The organism is Vibrio rhizosphaerae (assembly GCF_024347095.1).
Taxonomy (GTDB): Bacteria; Pseudomonadota; Gammaproteobacteria; order Enterobacterales; family Vibrionaceae; genus Vibrio; species Vibrio rhizosphaerae.
This window is the reverse complement of the sequence record NZ_AP024903.1, coordinates 443,345-462,202: the sequence shown is the minus strand read 5'-3', so window position 1 is coordinate 462,202 and position 18,858 is coordinate 443,345. Positions and strand designations below refer to the sequence as shown.

Below are 18,858 nucleotides of genomic sequence, written 5' to 3'. Positions count from 1 at the left end.
GCGATCACGAGCGTTTCTCTGTTCTGCTAAGTTTCTCTGTTCTGCCAAAGAGGGTCATAATGGCCCTCTTCATTTTTAATGTTTGTTTGATACGCCGATGAAAACAGCCACATTTTATCTGATTTCGCCCGATAGCCGTCAGGCACACCCTGAAGGATTCCGGGAGTATGTACTGTTTCTCGCTCAATATTTCGCGCATCAGGGGGCCAGAATCTATCTCAATTGCCATCATCGCGACGAGGCTGAATTGTTTGCCGAGCTTTTCTGGCAAGTCCCGGCTGAAACGTTTATGGCACACAATCTCGTCGGAGAAGGCCCGAGAAATGGCACGCCTGTTGAAATCGGCTATCCGCAGGTCTCCCCGTCCCGAAATCGGCAAATCGTCATAAATATGGCAGAAAACAACACAACCTTTGCGGATCGCTTTACAGAGGTGATAGACTTCGTTCCTTGCGAGAAAAATGCCAGACAATTGGCCAGAGAACGGTATAAAATTTACCGTCAAAACGGGTATAAGCTCCAGACAATTGACATCGCTTACCCATAATTAAAAAACATTATCGCTCAGGTTTTCTGTATCCAGAGACCTTAGTCATAACGTTTAATCCCGATTAATTCAGACAGTATCCATCGAAGAGCACTATGGAAAAGACATATAACCCGACATCAATTGAACAAGCTCTCTATCAGACTTGGGAAAAGCAAGGCTATTTCAAGCCTAACGGTGACACATCACAAGCGTCTTACAGCATTATGATCCCGCCACCGAACGTCACAGGTAGCCTGCATATGGGTCATGCCTTCCAAGATACCATCATGGATACCCTGATCCGTTGTCAGCGTATGAAAGGTAAAAATACGCTCTGGCAAGTCGGAACCGACCACGCGGGTATTGCGACACAGATGGTTGTTGAACGTAAGATCGCTGCCGAAGAAGGGAAAACCAAACATGATTATGGCCGGGATGCCTTCATTGATAAGATCTGGGAATGGAAAGGTCAATCCGGTGGCACGATCACACAACAGTTACGTCGCTTAGGAGCCTCCGTCGATTGGGATCGTGAACGCTTTACCATGGACAAAGGCTTTTACGCTGCCGTTCAGGAAGTCTTTATCCGCCTCTACGAAGAAGACTTAATCTATCGGGGCAAGCGTCTGGTCAACTGGGATCCGAAACTCCATACCGCGATCTCAGATTTAGAAGTGGAAAACAAAGATAAAAAAGGCCACATGTGGCACTTCCGCTATCCATTGGCAGATGGCGTGAAAACAGCCGATGGTAAAGACTATATTGTGGTTGCAACCACCCGTCCTGAAACCATGCTGGGAGATACCGGTGTTGCAGTCAACCCTGATGATCCACGTTATCAAGATCTGATTGGTAAACATATCATGCTACCGCTCGTCAATCGCCGTATTCCGATTGTCGGTGATGAACATGCTGATATGGAAAAAGGCACCGGTTGTGTCAAAATCACGCCCGCACATGACTTCAATGACTATGAAGTCGGTAAGCGCCATAACCTGCCGATGATCAACATCTTTACCTTCGATGCCAATATCCGCTCAGAAGCAGAGGTGTTTACCAGTAAAGGTGAAGCCAGCGAAGATTATCCATCTGAGCTGCCGGAGAAATATCAAGGTGTTGAGCGTTTCGCTGCCCGTAAGCTGATCGTGGCTGAATTTGAGTCACTGGGTTTACTTGAAGCGATTAAAGATCATGATCTGACGATTCCATATGGTGATCGCGGTGGTGTAGTGATCGAACCGATGCTGACCGACCAATGGTATGTCCGGACCGCACCGCTGGCTGATGTAGCCACCAAAGCGGTTGAAGACGGTGAGATTCAGTTTGTCCCGAAACAGTACGAAAATATGTACTTCTCTTGGATGCGCGACATTCAGGACTGGTGTATCTCACGTCAGTTATGGTGGGGACATCGCATTCCGGCATGGTATGACAATCAGGGCAACGTCTACGTTGGACGCCATGAAGAGGAAGTCCGTCGCAAACATGGGATTGCGGCTGATATCGCCCTTCATCAAGATGAAGATGTGCTGGATACCTGGTTCTCATCGGCCTTATGGACTTTCGGTACATTAGGATGGCCGGAGCAAACGCCGGCACTCAAAATGTATCATCCGTCGGATGTTTTGGTCACAGGCTTCGACATTATTTTCTTCTGGGTTGCCCGGATGATTATGATGACGATGCACTTCATGAAAGATGAAAACGGTAAACCGCAAGTTCCGTTTAAAACAGTTTATGTGACCGGACTGATTCGCGATGAAAACGGCGACAAAATGTCGAAGTCCAAAGGGAATGTGCTCGATCCAATCGATATGATCGACGGCATTGATCTGGAATCCCTCGTGACCAAGCGGACCGGCAATATGATGCAGCCGCAACTGGCCGCTAAAATCGAGAAAAATACTCGTAAAACGTTCGAAAACGGGATTGATGCTTATGGTACCGATGCGTTGCGTTTCACGCTGGCAGCAATGGCTTCAACCGGACGAGATATCAACTGGGATATGAAACGTCTTGAGGGTTATCGAAACTTCTGTAACAAGCTCTGGAATGCCAGCCGCTATGTACTGATGAATACCGAAGATCAAGATTGTGGATTTGCCGCCGATGCACAGCTGGAATATTCACTGGCCGATCAATGGATCGAGTCTCAGTTTGAGCTGGCAGCGAAAAACTTTAACCTCCATATCGATAACTTCAGACTGGATATGGCTGCGAATACCCTGTACGAGTTTATTTGGAACCAATTCTGCGACTGGTATCTGGAACTGACCAAACCGATCTTATGGAAAGGCACCGAAAACCAGCAGCGTGCGACGCGCCGTACTTTGATTACCGTTCTGGAAAAAACACTACGTCTCGCCCACCCGGTGATTCCGTACATTACAGAAACCATCTGGAAAAGCGTCAAACCGCTTGTTGCAGGGATTGAAGGTGAAACCATCATGTTGCAGGCGCTGCCACAGTATGATGAAACTAACTTCAACCAGAAAGCGTTGGATGATATTGAATGGGTGAAATCATTTATTACCAGTATTCGTAACCTGCGCGCTGAGTACGACATCAATCCGGGCAAACCATTGTCTGTCATGCTCAAAGCGGCTGATGAAAACGATGCAGCTCGCCTTGCAGCAAACCAACAAGTCTTGATTGCTCTGGCAAAACTGGCCGATGTACGGGTCTTAAATGCAGGTGAAGAGACACCGGCATGCGCAACGGCCTTAGTCGGTAAATCAGAACTGATGATCCCAATGGCGGGGTTAATTGATAAAGCAGCCGAACTGGACAGACTCGCAAAAGAGATAGCCAGAACACAGGGTGAAATCAAACGGATTGAAGGGAAGCTTGGCAATGAAGGTTTTGTCGCTAAAGCGCCTGAAGCCGTCGTTGCCAAAGAAAGAGAAAAGCTTGAAGGCTACCGAGAAGCATTGGTGAAACTGGAAGAACAGCAAACCACGATTGCAGCGCTGTAAATCTCGAATACCAGCACTTCAGATCTAAAAACAGCGGCAATGCCGCTGTTTTTTTATTGTCTGACTGAACCGATCGTCATTGATCTTCACCAACGTCTGGCTTTACTTTCTATGGCTGACGCATCGACTCAATCCGTTCTGAAAAGTTAGGATGTGAACTCAACCAGTCCGGCGTATGTCGCATTTGCTGCTGCTGAAGCAACTCAAACATTGCGGCCATTGGCTCACTGGTATGATAGATCTTCAACATTGCCTGTTTGGCAAACTGGTCAGCCTGACGCTCCATATCACGTGATAACCCCGTGTTCATCACAAAAACGCCAGCACCGATCATCTGATGCACAACCCCCGAAGTATCCCCGGTCAACGAAGCCACCACAACGGCTGTCAAACTCGATTCAACCAGACGCGTCATCATATGACGATGATAAATGTGCCCCATCTCATGCAAAATCACCCCATCGAGCTGCTGGTCACTCTGTGCCAGTTCGACCAAAGGATCAAGCAGAACAATTTTGCCACCGGGGAGTGCGAATGCATTAGCAATATCACTACCGCGAAACTCAATCTGTACCGGGAAAGGCATTGGTGGGAGCTGCTGTTGAAATAAAGCGACCCGTTTTCTAATCGCTTGTTGCTGCTGCACCGGAATATGGCTGGTTTCAAACTGCTCATCCAACTGGTCGAGAATTTTCTCGCCAACGAATACAGGCACGCCGTCCGGCAACATTCGAGCCGCATAGTGACTGAACCATGGAATCCCATAACGGTAACCGGCGAACAACATCGCAATACAGAAAACAATACTGACAAAGATCAACCAGAGATTCGATTCAACCTTGCGGATTCTGAGCGACTTCCTGCCCTTCTTCTGCAGCAGACAATCAATATCTTTATTCTGGTCGGGGACAAAAACCCATCCGTCGGGAAAAGAGACTCGTACGGGCAGGTTGCCAACACTGTCACTCAGCGTCAACTGTTCCAACGAGGTCTGACTGACCATCTGATGATCACAACACAGTTTGATCTGTTCCCCTGAGATGTCGATATCCGCAGAGCACCGTTGTGATAAACGGGGCGGATAAGCCGCCCCTGAGACTCGCATTATCCAATCCCCAGATTAATATCAAATGTTTGAACCAGCTCGTCTCCCAGCGCAGAACGGACATCAGAATCTTGATCCACGGCCTCGATCATATCTAAATGACCAATCACCTGCGTCTGCTCGGCTGAATATTTCGCCATCCGGACTTTCACCCACGGATGCGCTAGTCCTAACGTAAAAATTAACCCCAGCATGTTCGTCAACAATAAACCGACATATTTCAATACCGAGAAACTGGAATGAAGCTGAAGAGTCTGGTCATCTAATGTCGCTGATGTTTTTGAAAAGACGTAATTACGAACCCGGACACTCATATAAGCAGCGGAAATCATCCCTAACAAAATGAATAACAGGTAGCCAAAGATAATCCCTGCGAACATCGTGTTATTCATCGAATACATGAGGTTATCCATATTCATGATGATCTGCATCATCACCGAATAGAAGAAAATCCCGACAAACACGGACAGAATCAACGCACCACCGATAAAAATACCAATCGCACCTAAATTAATGAAAAAGAGTTTTTTACTGGAAATAACCGCTGAAAAATCCGCATTCCCATATCGGTAGCCATTCATAAAATAACGCCATACGCCAGTCATCACCCATGCCTGAATAAATGCGCACAGCGCAATGAAGGCGATGATCATAATGACCATCAGAAGTACACTATTCGTCAAACTAGCGGTAGTGGCAATCAAAGAGATACCGAGAATAAATGCGAGAATCGCAGCCACACCACGCCCCATGAAGGTGATATAAGCTTGTTTGAGCGAGCCTGCAAAAGCAAAGTGGGTATTGCGATAACTGGTCATTGCAGAATCAAAGCGGACATTACTCCACACCATCCAAGGTAACACGGCATAAAATAAAATTAACAGGGCCGCAGACACAACTTCAGAGATCGAGCTTAACACCACCCAAATTAACAAACACAGCATTGCAACGATGCGCCCTTTGAGAATTTGTTTGGGCGTGCCGTGATATTCAAAGTTATCTTCAGCGAGATATGTATTACCATAGAAATAACGTTTGGTTCTCACTTTGGCCCAGGCCGAATAGATCCCCAATGTCACAACGGAGAGCAAAATGTTCACAATCCAAATGCCAAAAAACTCCCCAGTCCGTCCATTAAAACGGAGAGGATTCACAGTATTATTTTCGTTCATGAGTCAATCCTGACGTTACATTCAAAATATATGCCTAAATCACATGAAGATAATTTAGGCACATCATATAAAGTGGCAATATTATCAACAATATAAATATTCTGCACGCATCTGAATGACAAGCGTATGAATGTGAGATATTTTGCCCAAAAATAGTATCCCCATCGCCATTCTTACACTCATGGCGTGAGAAAGCACAACTCTCATTGAAACCGTCTGTTTCGTGAAACGATCTGTTCAGTAAAGTCATGCATTATGTTTAAACCACTCGGTCCTGTTTTTGTCCCTGATGAAATGCCGCAATATTATCCATTAATCGCCCGACTAATTGCTGAATGGCAGAATCACTTCCCCAAGCAATATGAGGCGTTAATAATAGGTTCGGTAACTCAATATTTGCCACCAGCGGATTCTGATCATCCGCTGGCTCCTGAGTAAAAACATCAACGCCGGCAGCCGCAATCGTACCAGACCTCAAAGCATCAACCAGAGCGGTTTCATCGACCAGCCCGCCCCGGCCCGTATTGATCAGAATCGCATTGGCTTTCATCATGGACAACTCATCCGCACCGAGCAAATGATGGGTTTGTGTGGTTAAAGGACAGTGTAGTGAAATGACATCAGCCTGACGTAACACCATTTCAAACGGCAGTAATCCCTCCCGGCAAACCGCTGCCCCTTTATGCTCGGCAAAGATAACCTGCATGCCGACCGCCCGGGCCAGTTCAGCGGTGGCTTGTCCCAGCGAGCCACGACCGATAATCCCGAGAGTGCTCCCGGCCACATCACCGATTGGGTGCGTGAAAAAGCAAAATTGCTGACGCTGTTGCCACTCCCCCCGGGCAATATCATGATGATAAGCCATCAGGTGACGCCGGAGTGCGAATATCATACCGATCACATGTTCAGGCACGGAACGTGTCGCATACCCCTGCACATTGGTGACAGCAATGTCATGCGCCCGGCAATACTCAATATCAACATTGTTCACACCCGTTGCTGCAACAGCGATCAAGCGTAATTCAGGGAGCTGAGACAGTATCTCAGCGCTAAGCACCACTTTATTGGTAATGATCACTGCAGCATCCCGCACTCTTTCCAGTAACTGTGCGGGAGAGGTTTGATCATAACTGACCCACTGATGTTCAAAAGGGAGTCCGGGGAAGTGGATATGAGGTGGGATGGTAGCTCGATCAACAAATACGACTCGCGGTAATGACATCCTTTGCTCCTTACACTTGATTGAGAAGGTTGAGAAATATGGCTATGGCCTTGGCAGCTTCTTATAATCCGGCAGTTTTCTCTCTGGGTCAAAATGTTCAAAAATAACGGCTTCGGCTGGCGGATAAAACTCACACGGTACAAATATCCGTCGCAACCAATGGTTTTTGGGATGATAGAAACTCAGCTCAGCGGCATGTAAATGGAGCCGCGATGCAAATGCTTTCGCCGGTTCCGGCGCATAAAACTCATCGCCGACAATCGGGTGCCCGATGGCGAGCATGTGAACCCGCAACTGATGAGAACGCCCCGTCACAGGAAAAAGACGCACAACGGTCGTCAGCGCTTCTCTTGCGACCACTTGGAATAAAGTCCGGGATGGTTTACCCGTTTCAAAGCAAACTTTCTGACGGGGACGGTTCGGCCAGTCACAGATCAACGGTAAATCCACTTCGCCCTCATCAGGCTCAACATTGCCCCACACCCGCGCATAATAGACCTTATGGGTGAGTCGATACTGAAACTGTTTTTTCAGGGCACTTTCTACATGCTTATTCTTGGCAAACAGCATCAGTCCGGACGTCGCCATATCCAGACGGTGAACCACCTGAATTTCCGGGTAATCATTCACCAACCGAAGCCACATACTGTCACTGTGTGCCGGATCTTTACCGGGTACCGAAAGCAAACCTGACGGTTTATTCACTGCCAGAATATGCTCGTCTTGATAAATGATCTCCGTCCATGGTGTTGTCGGAGGCGAGTACGATGTCATTGCCATATCAGCATCTCTAGAGAAAAAAGCGCTGCATTATATACCGAAATGACCGTAGATGCAGTCTGATTGGTCAGCCACATCATTGGTGCAATGCTGAGATAAATCCTGACGAAGTCCTCATACCACTGAATGATTCGTCCCCGTTTCTGAACATTTATGTCTATATAAATTGACACATACGACAAATGTGATATTCATGAGTTTCATTGACAAAATAATAAAGACACGCATCAAAAATACTGCGTGCATCATCCGTCTATCGTGACCAACGATAGCGCAAACACACAGAATAAAAACGACACAACATTGCTTCAAACTAAGGAACAAGAATGGAAAATGCTGCCACTTATCCCTCTTCGCAGGGATCTTCATTGTCCAGAGCGATCAAATCACTCGGTCCCGGAATCATGATGGCTGCCGCTGCCGTCGGAGGATCTCACCTCGTCGCATCAACAAAAGCGGGGGCAATCTATGGCTGGCAACTGGCTATCTTAATCTTGCTCGTAAACCTGTTTAAATACCCTTTTTTCCGGGCAGGGGTGCAATACACGATGGGCACCGGGGAATGTCTGGTTCATGGTTATGCACAACTCGGCAAACCTTACCTTTGGATTTTCATGCTGCTGAGTATCATTTCGGCGGTCATTAATACGGCTGCGCTGACACTCTTTAGTGCCAGCTTGCTGGGATATTTCATGCCATTTGAATTATCCAGTCTGGCTTTATCAGTCATTGTCGTCGTCACCTGTCTGGTCATTTTATTTGCCGGCCACTACAAAGCACTCGATTCACTGGCGAAAATGATCATGGCGGTTCTCACGATCGCGACCTTGTCTGCGGTTGTCATTGCGATTGGTCACCCGGTTGCCACCATCGCTGACGCGCCCGACCCATCGCCCTGGACACTTGCGGCGATCGGCTTTCTGGTTGTCACGATGGGGTGGATGCCGGCACCGATTGAAATCTCCAGCCTGACCTCGATCTGGCTGAAAAATCAGTGTGCACATCAGCAAGTCACACCCAAATCGGCACTGTTCGATTTTAATGTCGGCTATATCGGAACCGCGATTCTGGCGATTGTCTTTCTTGCACTTGGCGCATTACTGATTCATGGTACGGGAACCGAATTATCCAAGTCTGGGATTGGATTTACGCATCAGTTAGTCAATTTGTATGCATCAACCATCGGTGAATGGGCCCGCTACCTGATTGCAGTAATTGCGTTCTTCTGTATTTTTGGCAGTACGATCACCGTTATCGATGGCTATTCGCGAGTCATTGCCGAATCACAACGCCTGTTAAAACAACAAGCAACTGACGATCAAACCGATGAGAACAAACATCGTTATCTAACGCCCTGGATGCTGATTGTTTCGATAGTCGCGCTGAGCATTCTCGCTTTTGCCAAGTCAGCCCTACTGCCGATGCTAAATTTTGCCATGATCATGGCATTCGTCACGACGCCCGTCTTTGCACTGCTCAACTATGTTTTGGTCACCAGAACACCACTGCCTGATGCGCTGAAACTGGGGCCGAAAATGAAATTATTATCGATCGCGGGGCTGATTTATCTATTCGGCTTCCTTGCCCTTTTCCTTTGGTGGAAATGGTTCATGTAAGTCATAACGGACTCCTGAATGTAAAAAAGCCATCCGTGTCATGATGGCTTTTTTTATTTTGAAGATAAAGACAACTTACTGATGCGAAACGACAATCAAGCGCAATGAATCCAGCTGATATTGTGCTTGTTGAATCAGAACCGATAATGCTGAAATCTGGTTGCCCAGAATCTCTATTTCTTCATCACGAATATTCGGATTAACCGCTTTTAAGGCCTGCAGGCGTTCAAGCTCGCGATTCAGTACCGCTTCCATCTCTTGTTGTGCCGCTTGTCGAATACTCGCAACCTTCGGCTCGATCACCGCTTCACTTTTCTGAATCAGTTGATGAACATCTTGCTGAACAGAAGTAACCAGCTTATTCGCTAAATGACGGTTGACCGGGCTGAGCTGGCGATTGAATCCGTCGAATGCGACTTGGGATGACAAGTCATTGCCCTGTGCATCCAGCATCAGCCGGATTGGTGTTTTTGGCAAGAAGCGACCGATACCACTTCGTTTGGGTGCCTGAGCATCCACGACATAAACCAATTCGAGTAAAATCGTTCCGACCGGTAGCGCTTTATTTTTCAACAACGAAACGGCAGATGTCCCGACCCCCTCGCTCAGAAGCAAATCAATACCGCCCTGAATCATCGGGTGCTCCCATGTCATGAAATGGATATCTTCCCGGGAGAGTGCCGTTTCTCGTTCAAAGGTAATCGTTGCCCCTTCATAAGGTAACCCCGGATAACTTGGCACCATCATATGCTCAGAAGGAGTCACGACCAACATATGCTCACCGCGATCATCCTGATTCAGTCCAATGGTATCAAACAGGCTCAGCGCAAAAGCGACCAGCTCCGTATCACCGTCTGTTGCCGCAATTTCACGGACTATCTGTTCAGCTTTTTCACCGCCATGAGAGTGCATTTCCAGTAAGCGATCCCGCCCGTGTTCCAACGCAGCTTTCAATTCATGATTCATCTTCCGGGCATCGGCTATCAAATCTTCCAACAACGGCTCATCTGATTGCGACAGTAACGCCATCAAACGTTCAGCGAAGGATTCAAATACCGCATTTCCCGTCGGACACGTCTCAGTGAAAGCATTCAAGCCTTCATGATACCAACGGGCAATCATTTCCTGTGACGATCCCTGTAGATAAGGCACGTGGATCTCAACATCCTGCTTCTGACCGATCCGATCCAGACGACCGATACGTTGTTCCAACAGGTCAGGGTTCATCGGCAGATCAAACATGACCAACTGACTGGCGAATTGGAAATTGCGTCCTTCAGAACCAATTTCACTACACACCAGCACCTGAGCGCCGCCTTCATCCTGCGCAAAATAAGCCGCCGCTTTATCGCGTTCAATGATCGACATGCCTTCATGGAAAACCGTCGCCCGAATGCCTTCCCGCTCACGCAATGCCTGTTCAATCTGTAGTGCAGTCTCTGCCTTCGCAGCTATCACCAAAATTTTCTCACTGCGCTTCGATGTCACTTTATCCAGCAACCAGTTGATGCGTGGATCAAACATCCACCACACCTGCGAACTATGGGCCTGAGCGTGATACGCACTTTCCGGATACATACCGCTTTCAATTCTCAGGCGGTGACCCGTGTCAAGTGAAGCGATTAATTGGGCAATGAAGTCCTGATATTCCTGTGGTTGCGCCAGTGGAATCAGATTGACACAACGCTGTGGAAATCCCTGAATAGCGGATCGGGTATTACGAAACAGCACGCGTCCGGTCCCGTGACGATCCATCAGGTTACCGATTAACTCTTCTCTGGCACTGACTTTATCTTCGTGGCTGGTATCGCCGTCAATAATTCGGAAAAGCGGTTCAACATCCTGCTCAGAAAGCAGTTCAACGATATGATTTTTCGATTCATTGGATAACGCCCGGTCTTCAGCCAGTTCAGATACGGCTTCGGCAACCGGTTCATAAGACGCTTCTTCTTGAATAAACGTATCAAAGTCATAAAAGCGATCCGGGTCCAACAAGCGTAACCGGGCAAAGTGGCTTTCCCGCCCGAGTTGTTCTGGGGTTGCCGTCAATAACAGAACACCGGCAATCTGTTGCGCCAACGCCTCAACAATCAGATATTCAGCACTGGGCTGATCAACCTCCCAAGCCAGATGGTGTGCTTCATCAACCACCATTAAATCCCAGCTGACTGCTTTCGCTTGTTCGAAACGCTGCGGATGTTGGCGGAGGAAATCAAGCGAGCAGAGAACATACTGCTGAGTCTCAAACGGATTTTCAGCTTCACTCTGTGATTCGATACAGCGCTCTTCATCAAAAATAGAAAAATGCAGGTTAAAACGACGCATCATTTCAACCAGCCACTGATACTGGAGGGTTTCCGGGACGACAATCAGGATCCGTTCCGCTCGCCCTGACAGCACTTGTTGATGAATAATCATCCCCGCTTCAATCGTTTTACCCAATCCGACTTCATCAGCCAGTAGAACGCGAGGCGCATGACGTTGCCCGACTTCATGGGCAATATAGAGTTGGTGAGCAATCAAACCGACCCGGCCACCGCACAGTCCGCGCATTGGGCTTTTATGCTGTTGATGCTGATTGAGCAACGCGCGGTAGCGCAATACGAAGTTGTCCATGCGATCAATCTGACCGGCAAACAACTTATCCTGAGGCTTATTAAATCGAATTTGATGGCTTAAAAAAATCTCGCGTAATTGAACTTGTGTTTCCTGCGTATCCTGACGTGTCCCGATGTAAGTCAGTACCCCGCCGTCTTCGCTCACCTGTTCAATCTGCAATGTCCATCCTTCTTGGCAATCGACGGTATCCCCCGCATGAAAAATCACTCGGGTGACCGGTGCATCGTGGCGAGCATAAACACGATTCTCTTCTGATGCAGCAAACATTAATGTGACGGTCCGGTCATCTAATGCCACCACAGTTCCTAATCCTAAATCGCTTTCGGTATCACTTATCCAACGTTGCCCCAACGCAAAAGCCATGAATCAATTACCTCATTTTGATCAAAGTATCACAGAAAATCTGCCGCTCACTAACCCGTATCATTATGACGATGATTCCAGTCGGGTGCAGAAAATGGGCGCTCATCTTACTTGATGCTGTGATACAGGTCACGCGAAATCCACGGATTGGCCCGATGACATAAAAATGTAAAGAATAGATGTCATTTGTAAACGAATTGATTGCTATACTTACACCATTCGGTATACAAGTGATCATCACTTCTGAAACTTGATAGTTATGCAGCACAATGAAGCGGCTGAATCAGGCGACGACGTTGGCACAGACTTATGACAGGTTCAGTAGTAACGAATAAACCGATGTTCGGTCATCGTGTTTGTTTAGCAGGTTTGTTGAAAGGTTTGCAGTACGTCGCAGAGACATACAAACCCAGTACAGTATGATTCTCGACCTCTGCTGACAAGCTATCTCTTCTCAGTCAGCCGCGTGACGGCAAGGAGACGCTTATGGGCGATACCGACCGGAAACGATTTGTTCTGGATACCAATATCCGCCACTATGAACCGCTAGTTATTGATTCCTTCCAACAACATGATGTGGTCTTCCCAATGACCGCCCTCAAACAACCCGACCCAATTCAACAATTAACGCGATATCGTCAGGAATCCCGGGCTCCCAATCTGGGCTTGGAATCATCCGCGTCAAAAAAGACGAAATTTTCTCACCATACAGACATGAAAAGCAGTGGGCTTGTGCTCGGATAGCAGAGATTTATTCATGGAATCAATCATGATGTCAGCAACATCGGTCTTTCCATTATATGTAGGAAACATATTATGATATCAAGAACCAATACTCCCCGCGTTTTAGATACTTCGGCGTTAGTCCACGATCCCAAAAGTTTACTCGCCTATCAGGATGATGTTTATATTTGTTTAACGGTACTGGAAGAGTTAGACAATTTAAAAGAGCGTAGAGAAAAATCGGTCAGCGCAGATGCCCGGGTCTGTATCCGAATGCTCGAAGATTTAGTGAATGGTCATAATGCAGAAGAACTCCAAGAAGGTATTGAACTCCCATCAAGTGAGACCGGTAAACGAGGAAAACTATTTATTGCTGTCGATACCAATATTGAAGTTGAAGAATCTCTTCGTCATGGTATTGGCAGTGATGCAGACAATCATATTATTAACTTCGCCTTCCAACTCCAGAAAAAACTCGGCAGAGACGTATCGTTGGTCAGCCGTGACATTAATATGCGGCTAAAAGCCCGAACCATTGGTGTATTTTCTGAAGATGTTCCGGTTGATAATCAAATTACAGACATCGACCTACTTTATTCCGGCGTACAATATTTCGAAGGTGATTTATTTAATCGTATCGAGACCGATAAAGATTTCAAACTATCGGGTGATCATTATCAATTTGATCGTCATTTATTTAATGAAGAAGTTCAGAAAAATATGTATTGGTTTGATGATGAACAGCATATCGGGGTGGTTACCCAAGTCACATCAACCCATGTCATCACAAAACTTTTACCGAAAAAACAAGGGAAAGTATGGGGAATTAGCCCCAAAAATCAACGACAAGCCATTGCATTAAGCCAATTAACCGATCCGAGCTATGACCTGAATATTATGCTCGGCCCCGCCGGATCCGGTAAAACATTCTTAGCCGTCGCGGCAGCATTGCATCAGGTGATCGAAACAAAGCAATATAAAAAAATTGTCGTCGTCAGAAGCAGAGACTTTATGGACGATGATCCGGGATTTCTCCCCGGTGATTTGAAAGAAAAATCGCTACCGCTCATGGTCGGTATCACCGATGCCCTCGTCTCGATGCATTCAGGTGATGGTGAAGATTGCAATGTTCACGAAACAGTCGAGCACATTATTGAACGAGCCAATATTGAATTTACAAGTATGGCTTACTTCAGAGGACGTTCTCTCGACGATGCCGTTTTAATCATTGATGAAGCTCAAAATATGACTCGCGCACAGGTCAAAGGGATGCTCAGCCGAGGTGGTAAAAACTGCCGGACGATCTTACTTGGCAATCTCAGTCAGATTGACGATAAGTTTGTCAGTGCGGCATCCAGTGGTTTATCAGCAGCGGTCAATGTCTATAAGAACTATGAGAAAGGTTCAATTCTCATTTTCGATGAGGTAGAAAGAAGTTCACTGGCTGAATTTACAGAAACCTATTTCTAAATTTTAATATGAACGGCTCACAACCATTTTTATAGTGAACCGTTCTTTTTTATTTCAGTCTTTTCCACATTAAAAATATTTTTCATAATAGTTCATACAATCAAATCAAAACGGCTCACCAATTAAACAGGATAAACTTGGTGAATTCTAAACTTAAGGAACAAATAATAAGAAACATTAACAACCACTTTAAATAAAACTCAAGTAAAATAAGCTCAATGAGGATCTAAAAATATCATCATCATTTTTGACATTACCTTTATTTAATTTAGTAATTTAAGCGTATATGTCATGAATATTTTTCAGAATTACACGCCACCCAAAATACCAAGCTTGATATTGGCATATTAATTCCCGGGTTACCCGGCAGTCTAATCATTCATGATGACTCATATCCGTATGCATTTTTCATTGGTATCATTTATTGCTTACGTGCTGTTCTTAAAACAAATTTATCATATAAAAGATCAAGTAAATCAGTTGACGTTGTGGAATCTTATTAAATATAGGTCAACACAATAGTATATATGAAAAAATAACCTCTATACTTCTACAATCTAACAAGATCGCTGAGGCAACATCAGGCCAATTTCCTGTGATAGTTATCACATAATCATCCCATATCAGTTTTATTGTTCTATTGATTTGTTTATTGTTTGCGTAAAGGAAAGGGCGTTACCTCTTTTTGGGCGAAACCTGAGATAAGCGTAGTTAAATACTATGTTTATCTCAGGTTTTTTTTTGGATTTAAAAAATTAACACAGAATTATGAATCGGGAGATAGCAATGAAAGGTTTTCCAAAAAACTTTTTATGGGGCGGCGCAGTCGCCGCAAATCAGGTTGAAGGTGCATGGAATGTTGGTGGAAAAGGCGTCTCAACTTCAGATATGCAATTAAATGGTATACATGGTGGGATGACACAGAGAGACACTGACGTCACCTGTATTAAAGATACTGCAATCGATTTTTATCATCAGTACCCGGAAGATATCAAACTGTTTGCTGAGATGGGTTTTAAGGTATTACGGACGTCCATTGCCTGGTCAAGAATATATCCCAACGGGGATGAGGCTGAACCATGTGAAGCCGGGTTAGTATTTTATGAGCAATTATTTGCCGAGATGGCTAAACACAATATCCAGCCTTTAATTACATTATCTCACTATGAAATGCCATATGGTCTGGTAAAAAAATTAGGTGGATGGATTAGTCGGGAAACGATAGATCATTTTGAAAAATATGCGATTACCGTATTTAAACGCTATAAGGATCAGGTTAAATACTGGCTGACGTTCAATGAAATTAACATGTCACTCCACTCTCCTTTTACTGGCGTCGGACTGGAAGGGACACCCGATGAACAAACAATTTATCAGGCGATTCACCATCAGTTGGTCGCCAGTGCCCGCGCAGTGAAAGCATGCCACGACATTATCCCTGATGCTTCAATTGGTAATATGCTCTTGGGAGCCGTGCGTTATCCAATGACATGTCATCCTAAAGATATGTTAGAGATGCAAAAGAAAAACCGGGAATGGTTATTCTTTGGTGATGTCCAGACTCGCGGTGATTATCCGGCATGGGCACAACGATATTTCCGTGATAATAACATTCACCTTGATATCACGGAAAGTGACTATGCGGATTTAAATAATACGGTTGACTTTGTTTCCTTCAGTTATTACATGAGCGGCTGCTCTACTTGGGAACCTGAAAAATATCAAGGTTCTCGCGGTAATATTATTCGGCTCATTCCCAATCCATATTTAGAAGCATCAGAGTGGGGCTGGCAAATTGATCCTGAAGGATTGCGTTACTTATTGAATGAACTGTATGACCGTTATCAAAAACCACTTTTTATTGTAGAAAATGGATTTGGTGCACGAGATGTCGTTGAAGAAGACGGAAGTATCCATGATAACTACCGGATTGATTATTTACGTCAACATCTGATTCAGGTGAGAGAAGCGATAGAAGATGGTGTTGAGCTTTTAGGCTATACCAGCTGGGGTCCCATTGATCTGGTTAGTGCCGGTACAGCTCAGATGGAAAAACGCTATGGATTTATTCATGTTGACCGTGATGATGAAGGTCACGGGACGTTAATGCGTCGACGTAAAGACAGTTTTTATTGGTATAAAGATGTGATTTCCAGTAATGGTGAGTGTTTATAAAATTATGATACTAACAAAGTCATAGACGATCGTGGTTTAAGATATGCTCTGAAATTCAGAGCATATCTCACAATATAAATTTAACTTCACGACTTATTTAATCTATTCATATTGAATTTTGTGATTTCACTGGAGCATTTCATATTCACTCCATCTTTTCATAAATTTATGATTTAAATATAGAGTAAGAATTTCAATTTGTTCAGTACCTTATTATTAAGAGGAATTTTCATGAACACTAAAGAGCTAGCCTCTAACATTTTAAAAGAAGTTGGTGGTGAAAGTAATGTAGCTTCGTTAGTTCATTGTGCTACACGTTTACGCTTTAAAATTGTAGACATCAATAAAGTAAACATGGATGCACTAAATAAACTGGACGGTGTTATCACAGCAATAAACTCTGCTGGACAAGTTCAAGTCGTTATCGGAAATCGCGTTTCTGATGTTTATATGGAATTTGGTTCTCTCTCATCAATACTGAACGAAAATAGAAGATCAAATCAAAATGATGAGACAAATAAAAATAAAGGAAACTTACTCGAAAAACTGGTTGATGTGGTTTCATCTATTTTCACACCGTTACTCGGCGCAATGGCAGCATCAGGGGTATTGAAAGGGATTCTTTCCATTCTAACGGCACTCAACTGGCTCTCTCCGACACAAAATGAATATATTATCCTCTCTGCTGCATCGGATAGTATTTTTTATTTTCTACCCGTTCTATTAGCGATTACTTCTTCTAGAAAATTTGGTGCAAATACCTTTGTCTCGGTCTCGATTGCCGGAGCAATCATCTACCCGAGTATTCAGGCACTTTATGCGAGTGGTCAAGACGTCTCATTTTTTGGCATCCCTGTAATTTTGATGAAATATACAGGCTCTGTTCTGCCAATCATTCTTTGTATCTGGGTGACGAGCTATTTAGAGAAAAAATTAAAGAATTTATTCCATGATAGTGTTCGCAATATCGCTACACCCTTTTTATTAGTCACCATCATGGTCCCCTTGACTTTAATGTGTATCGGTCCTGTCAGCGTGACCGCAAGTACCGCGGTTGCAGATGTCTTCGTTGGGATCTACAAATTCAACCCAATCATCGCAGGCGCATTGTTTGCTGCTTTCTGGCAGATCTTCGTTATTTTCGGGGTTCACTGGGGCTTTGTGACACTGTTCATTAATGATTTATCGATTCTCGGCCGGAGTTATCTGAAAGCCGCGACCGGCCCGGCTGTGTTTTCACAATCAGGTGCCTTGTTGGCCGTTATGTTCCGTACGAAAGATGAAAAAATGAAAGCCTTGGCTGGTGCTGCATTTATTACGTCACTATTTGGGATTACCGAACCCGGTGTTTATGGTGTAACACTGAAACTGAAAAAACCATTCATATGTGCCGTTATTGCGGCAGGTTGTGGGGGAGCGATTGTTGGTTATGCTCAAAGTTCTGCCATTTCTATGGGGATGACGAGCTTACTGACCGTTCCGATTTTCTACGGTCCCGGCTTTACCGGATTCATTTTAGGCTGTCTTATCGCCTTTGTTGCCAGTTTTGTACTGACTTTAATTGTTGGTTTTCCAAATACAGCTGAAGAACAACCATCAGAACCAGCAGCATCAACCTCTGTAAACGTATCGAAAAATGAGTCACCGAAAGTCGTCGGAGACAAAATGATCGTTGCAGATCAAGTGCTGAGTCTGCCACTGAAAGGTGAAATTATTACGCTGGAAAATGTCGATGATAACGTATTTTCCTCCGGCGCTGTCGGTGATGGTATAGCAATCATTCCGACAGAAGGTCGAGTGTACGCCCCCACAAATGGCGTGATTGCTCATACCTACAATAGCGGCCATGCGATTGGATTACTGTCAGATAATGGCGCTGAAATTTTGATCCATGTCGGTATTGATACCATACAACTCCAAGGTAAACATTTTACAATGCACGTCAAAGAGGGTGATCGTGTCACAGAGGGACAATTGTTAATTGAGTTTGACAAAGAAGCGATCATTGATGCCGGCTATCAGGTTGTGACACCATTTGTGATTACAAATATTGCCGCAGATTCAGTACCAGAAACATCGACACTAACGCCTCATTTATCTTGAATAATG

The 18,858-nt window shown here is 45.1% G+C and carries 11 protein-coding genes and 1 pseudogene; 7 read left to right on the top strand and 5 right to left on the bottom strand.

Annotation, left to right across the window (positions count from 1 at the left end; all coding sequences use genetic code 11):
• Positions 1 to 97: 97 nt before the first annotated feature.
• Together OCV37_RS02100 and OCV37_RS02095 are read left to right on the top strand one after the other, a co-directional pair.
• The gene (locus tag OCV37_RS02100; RefSeq protein ID WP_038178986.1) at positions 98 to 547 is read left to right on the top strand and encodes a DNA polymerase III subunit chi; all 450 of its coding nucleotides are present in this window, start codon (positions 98 to 100) and stop codon (positions 545 to 547) included.
• Positions 548 to 642: 95 nt separating this feature from the next.
• Entirely contained in the window at positions 643 to 3,504 is a 2,862-nt protein-coding gene (locus tag OCV37_RS02095) for a valine--tRNA ligase (RefSeq protein ID WP_038178988.1), read from the top strand.
• Between the two features lie 109 nt (positions 3,505 to 3,613).
• Here OCV37_RS02095 and OCV37_RS02090 read toward each other — a convergent pair whose 3' ends face one another.
• From OCV37_RS02090 to rluA, 4 genes are all read right to left on the bottom strand, one after another.
• Complete coding sequence (locus tag OCV37_RS02090) at positions 3,614 to 4,609, bottom strand: M48 family metallopeptidase (RefSeq protein WP_038178990.1); 996 nt, start codon at positions 4,607 to 4,609, stop codon at positions 3,614 to 3,616.
• Positions 4,609 to 5,781 (bottom strand): YjgN family protein, encoded by a 1,173-nt coding sequence (locus OCV37_RS02085; protein ID WP_038178992.1) that lies wholly within the window; start codon positions 5,779 to 5,781, stop codon positions 4,609 to 4,611. Before OCV37_RS02085 ends, OCV37_RS02090 begins: the two co-directional genes overlap by 1 nt.
• Before the next feature lie 259 nt (positions 5,782 to 6,040).
• Entirely contained in the window at positions 6,041 to 7,003 is a 963-nt protein-coding gene (locus OCV37_RS02080; protein ID WP_038178994.1) for a D-2-hydroxyacid dehydrogenase, read from the bottom strand.
• Positions 7,004 to 7,045: 42 nt separating this feature from the next.
• Complete coding sequence (gene rluA, locus OCV37_RS02075; protein ID WP_038178996.1) at positions 7,046 to 7,783, bottom strand: bifunctional tRNA pseudouridine(32) synthase/23S rRNA pseudouridine(746) synthase RluA; 738 nt, start codon at positions 7,781 to 7,783, stop codon at positions 7,046 to 7,048.
• A gap of 326 nt (positions 7,784 to 8,109) precedes the next feature.
• On the opposite strand from rluA, the gene OCV37_RS02070 reads away from it, so the two are divergent.
• The gene (locus tag OCV37_RS02070) at positions 8,110 to 9,399 is read left to right on the top strand and encodes an NRAMP family divalent metal transporter (protein ID WP_038179000.1); all 1,290 of its coding nucleotides are present in this window, start codon (positions 8,110 to 8,112) and stop codon (positions 9,397 to 9,399) included.
• 75 nt (positions 9,400 to 9,474) lie between these two features.
• On the opposite strand, the gene rapA is transcribed toward OCV37_RS02070, so the two are convergent.
• The gene (gene rapA / locus OCV37_RS02065; RefSeq protein WP_038179002.1) at positions 9,475 to 12,381 is read right to left on the bottom strand and encodes an RNA polymerase-associated protein RapA; all 2,907 of its coding nucleotides are present in this window, start codon (positions 12,379 to 12,381) and stop codon (positions 9,475 to 9,477) included.
• Positions 12,382 to 12,867: 486 nt separating this feature from the next.
• Here rapA and OCV37_RS02060 point away from each other — a divergent pair.
• From OCV37_RS02060 to OCV37_RS02045, 4 genes and pseudogenes are all read left to right on the top strand, one after another.
• Positions 12,868 to 13,014 (top strand): annotated as a pseudogene (locus OCV37_RS02060) (PhoH family protein); the annotation flags it as partial.
• Between the two features lie 183 nt (positions 13,015 to 13,197).
• Complete coding sequence (locus OCV37_RS02055) at positions 13,198 to 14,574, top strand: PhoH family protein (protein WP_038179006.1); 1,377 nt, start codon at positions 13,198 to 13,200, stop codon at positions 14,572 to 14,574.
• 786 nt (positions 14,575 to 15,360) lie between these two features.
• The gene (locus OCV37_RS02050; protein ID WP_038179008.1) at positions 15,361 to 16,749 is read left to right on the top strand and encodes a glycoside hydrolase family 1 protein; all 1,389 of its coding nucleotides are present in this window, start codon (positions 15,361 to 15,363) and stop codon (positions 16,747 to 16,749) included.
• A gap of 231 nt (positions 16,750 to 16,980) precedes the next feature.
• Positions 16,981 to 18,852, top strand: a complete 1,872-nt coding sequence (locus OCV37_RS02045; RefSeq protein ID WP_038179010.1) for a beta-glucoside-specific PTS transporter subunit IIABC — start codon at positions 16,981 to 16,983, stop codon at positions 18,850 to 18,852.
• The last annotated feature ends 6 nt before the right edge of the window (positions 18,853 to 18,858 follow it).

What these genes read in the sequence shown, in the direction of transcription:
- OCV37_RS02100 (WP_038178986.1), top strand. Translation starts at nt 98, where the DNA reads ATGAAAACAGCCACATTTTATCTGATTTCGCCCGATAGCCGTCAGGCA.
- OCV37_RS02095 (WP_038178988.1), top strand. Translation starts at nt 643, where the DNA reads ATGGAAAAGACATATAACCCGACATCAATTGAACAAGCTCTCTATCAG.
- OCV37_RS02090 (WP_038178990.1), bottom strand. Translation starts at nt 4,609, where the DNA reads ATGCGAGTCTCAGGGGCGGCTTATCCGCCCCGTTTATCACAACGGTGC.
- OCV37_RS02085 (WP_038178992.1), bottom strand. Translation starts at nt 5,781, where the DNA reads ATGAACGAAAATAATACTGTGAATCCTCTCCGTTTTAATGGACGGACT.
- OCV37_RS02080 (WP_038178994.1), bottom strand. Translation starts at nt 7,003, where the DNA reads ATGTCATTACCGCGAGTCGTATTTGTTGATCGAGCTACCATCCCACCT.
- rluA (WP_038178996.1), bottom strand. Translation starts at nt 7,783, where the DNA reads ATGGCAATGACATCGTACTCGCCTCCGACAACACCATGGACGGAGATC.
- OCV37_RS02070 (WP_038179000.1), top strand. Translation starts at nt 8,110, where the DNA reads ATGGAAAATGCTGCCACTTATCCCTCTTCGCAGGGATCTTCATTGTCC.
- rapA (WP_038179002.1), bottom strand. Translation starts at nt 12,381, where the DNA reads ATGGCTTTTGCGTTGGGGCAACGTTGGATAAGTGATACCGAAAGCGAT.
- OCV37_RS02055 (WP_038179006.1), top strand. Translation starts at nt 13,198, where the DNA reads ATGATATCAAGAACCAATACTCCCCGCGTTTTAGATACTTCGGCGTTA.
- OCV37_RS02050 (WP_038179008.1), top strand. Translation starts at nt 15,361, where the DNA reads ATGAAAGGTTTTCCAAAAAACTTTTTATGGGGCGGCGCAGTCGCCGCA.
- OCV37_RS02045 (WP_038179010.1), top strand. Translation starts at nt 16,981, where the DNA reads ATGAACACTAAAGAGCTAGCCTCTAACATTTTAAAAGAAGTTGGTGGT.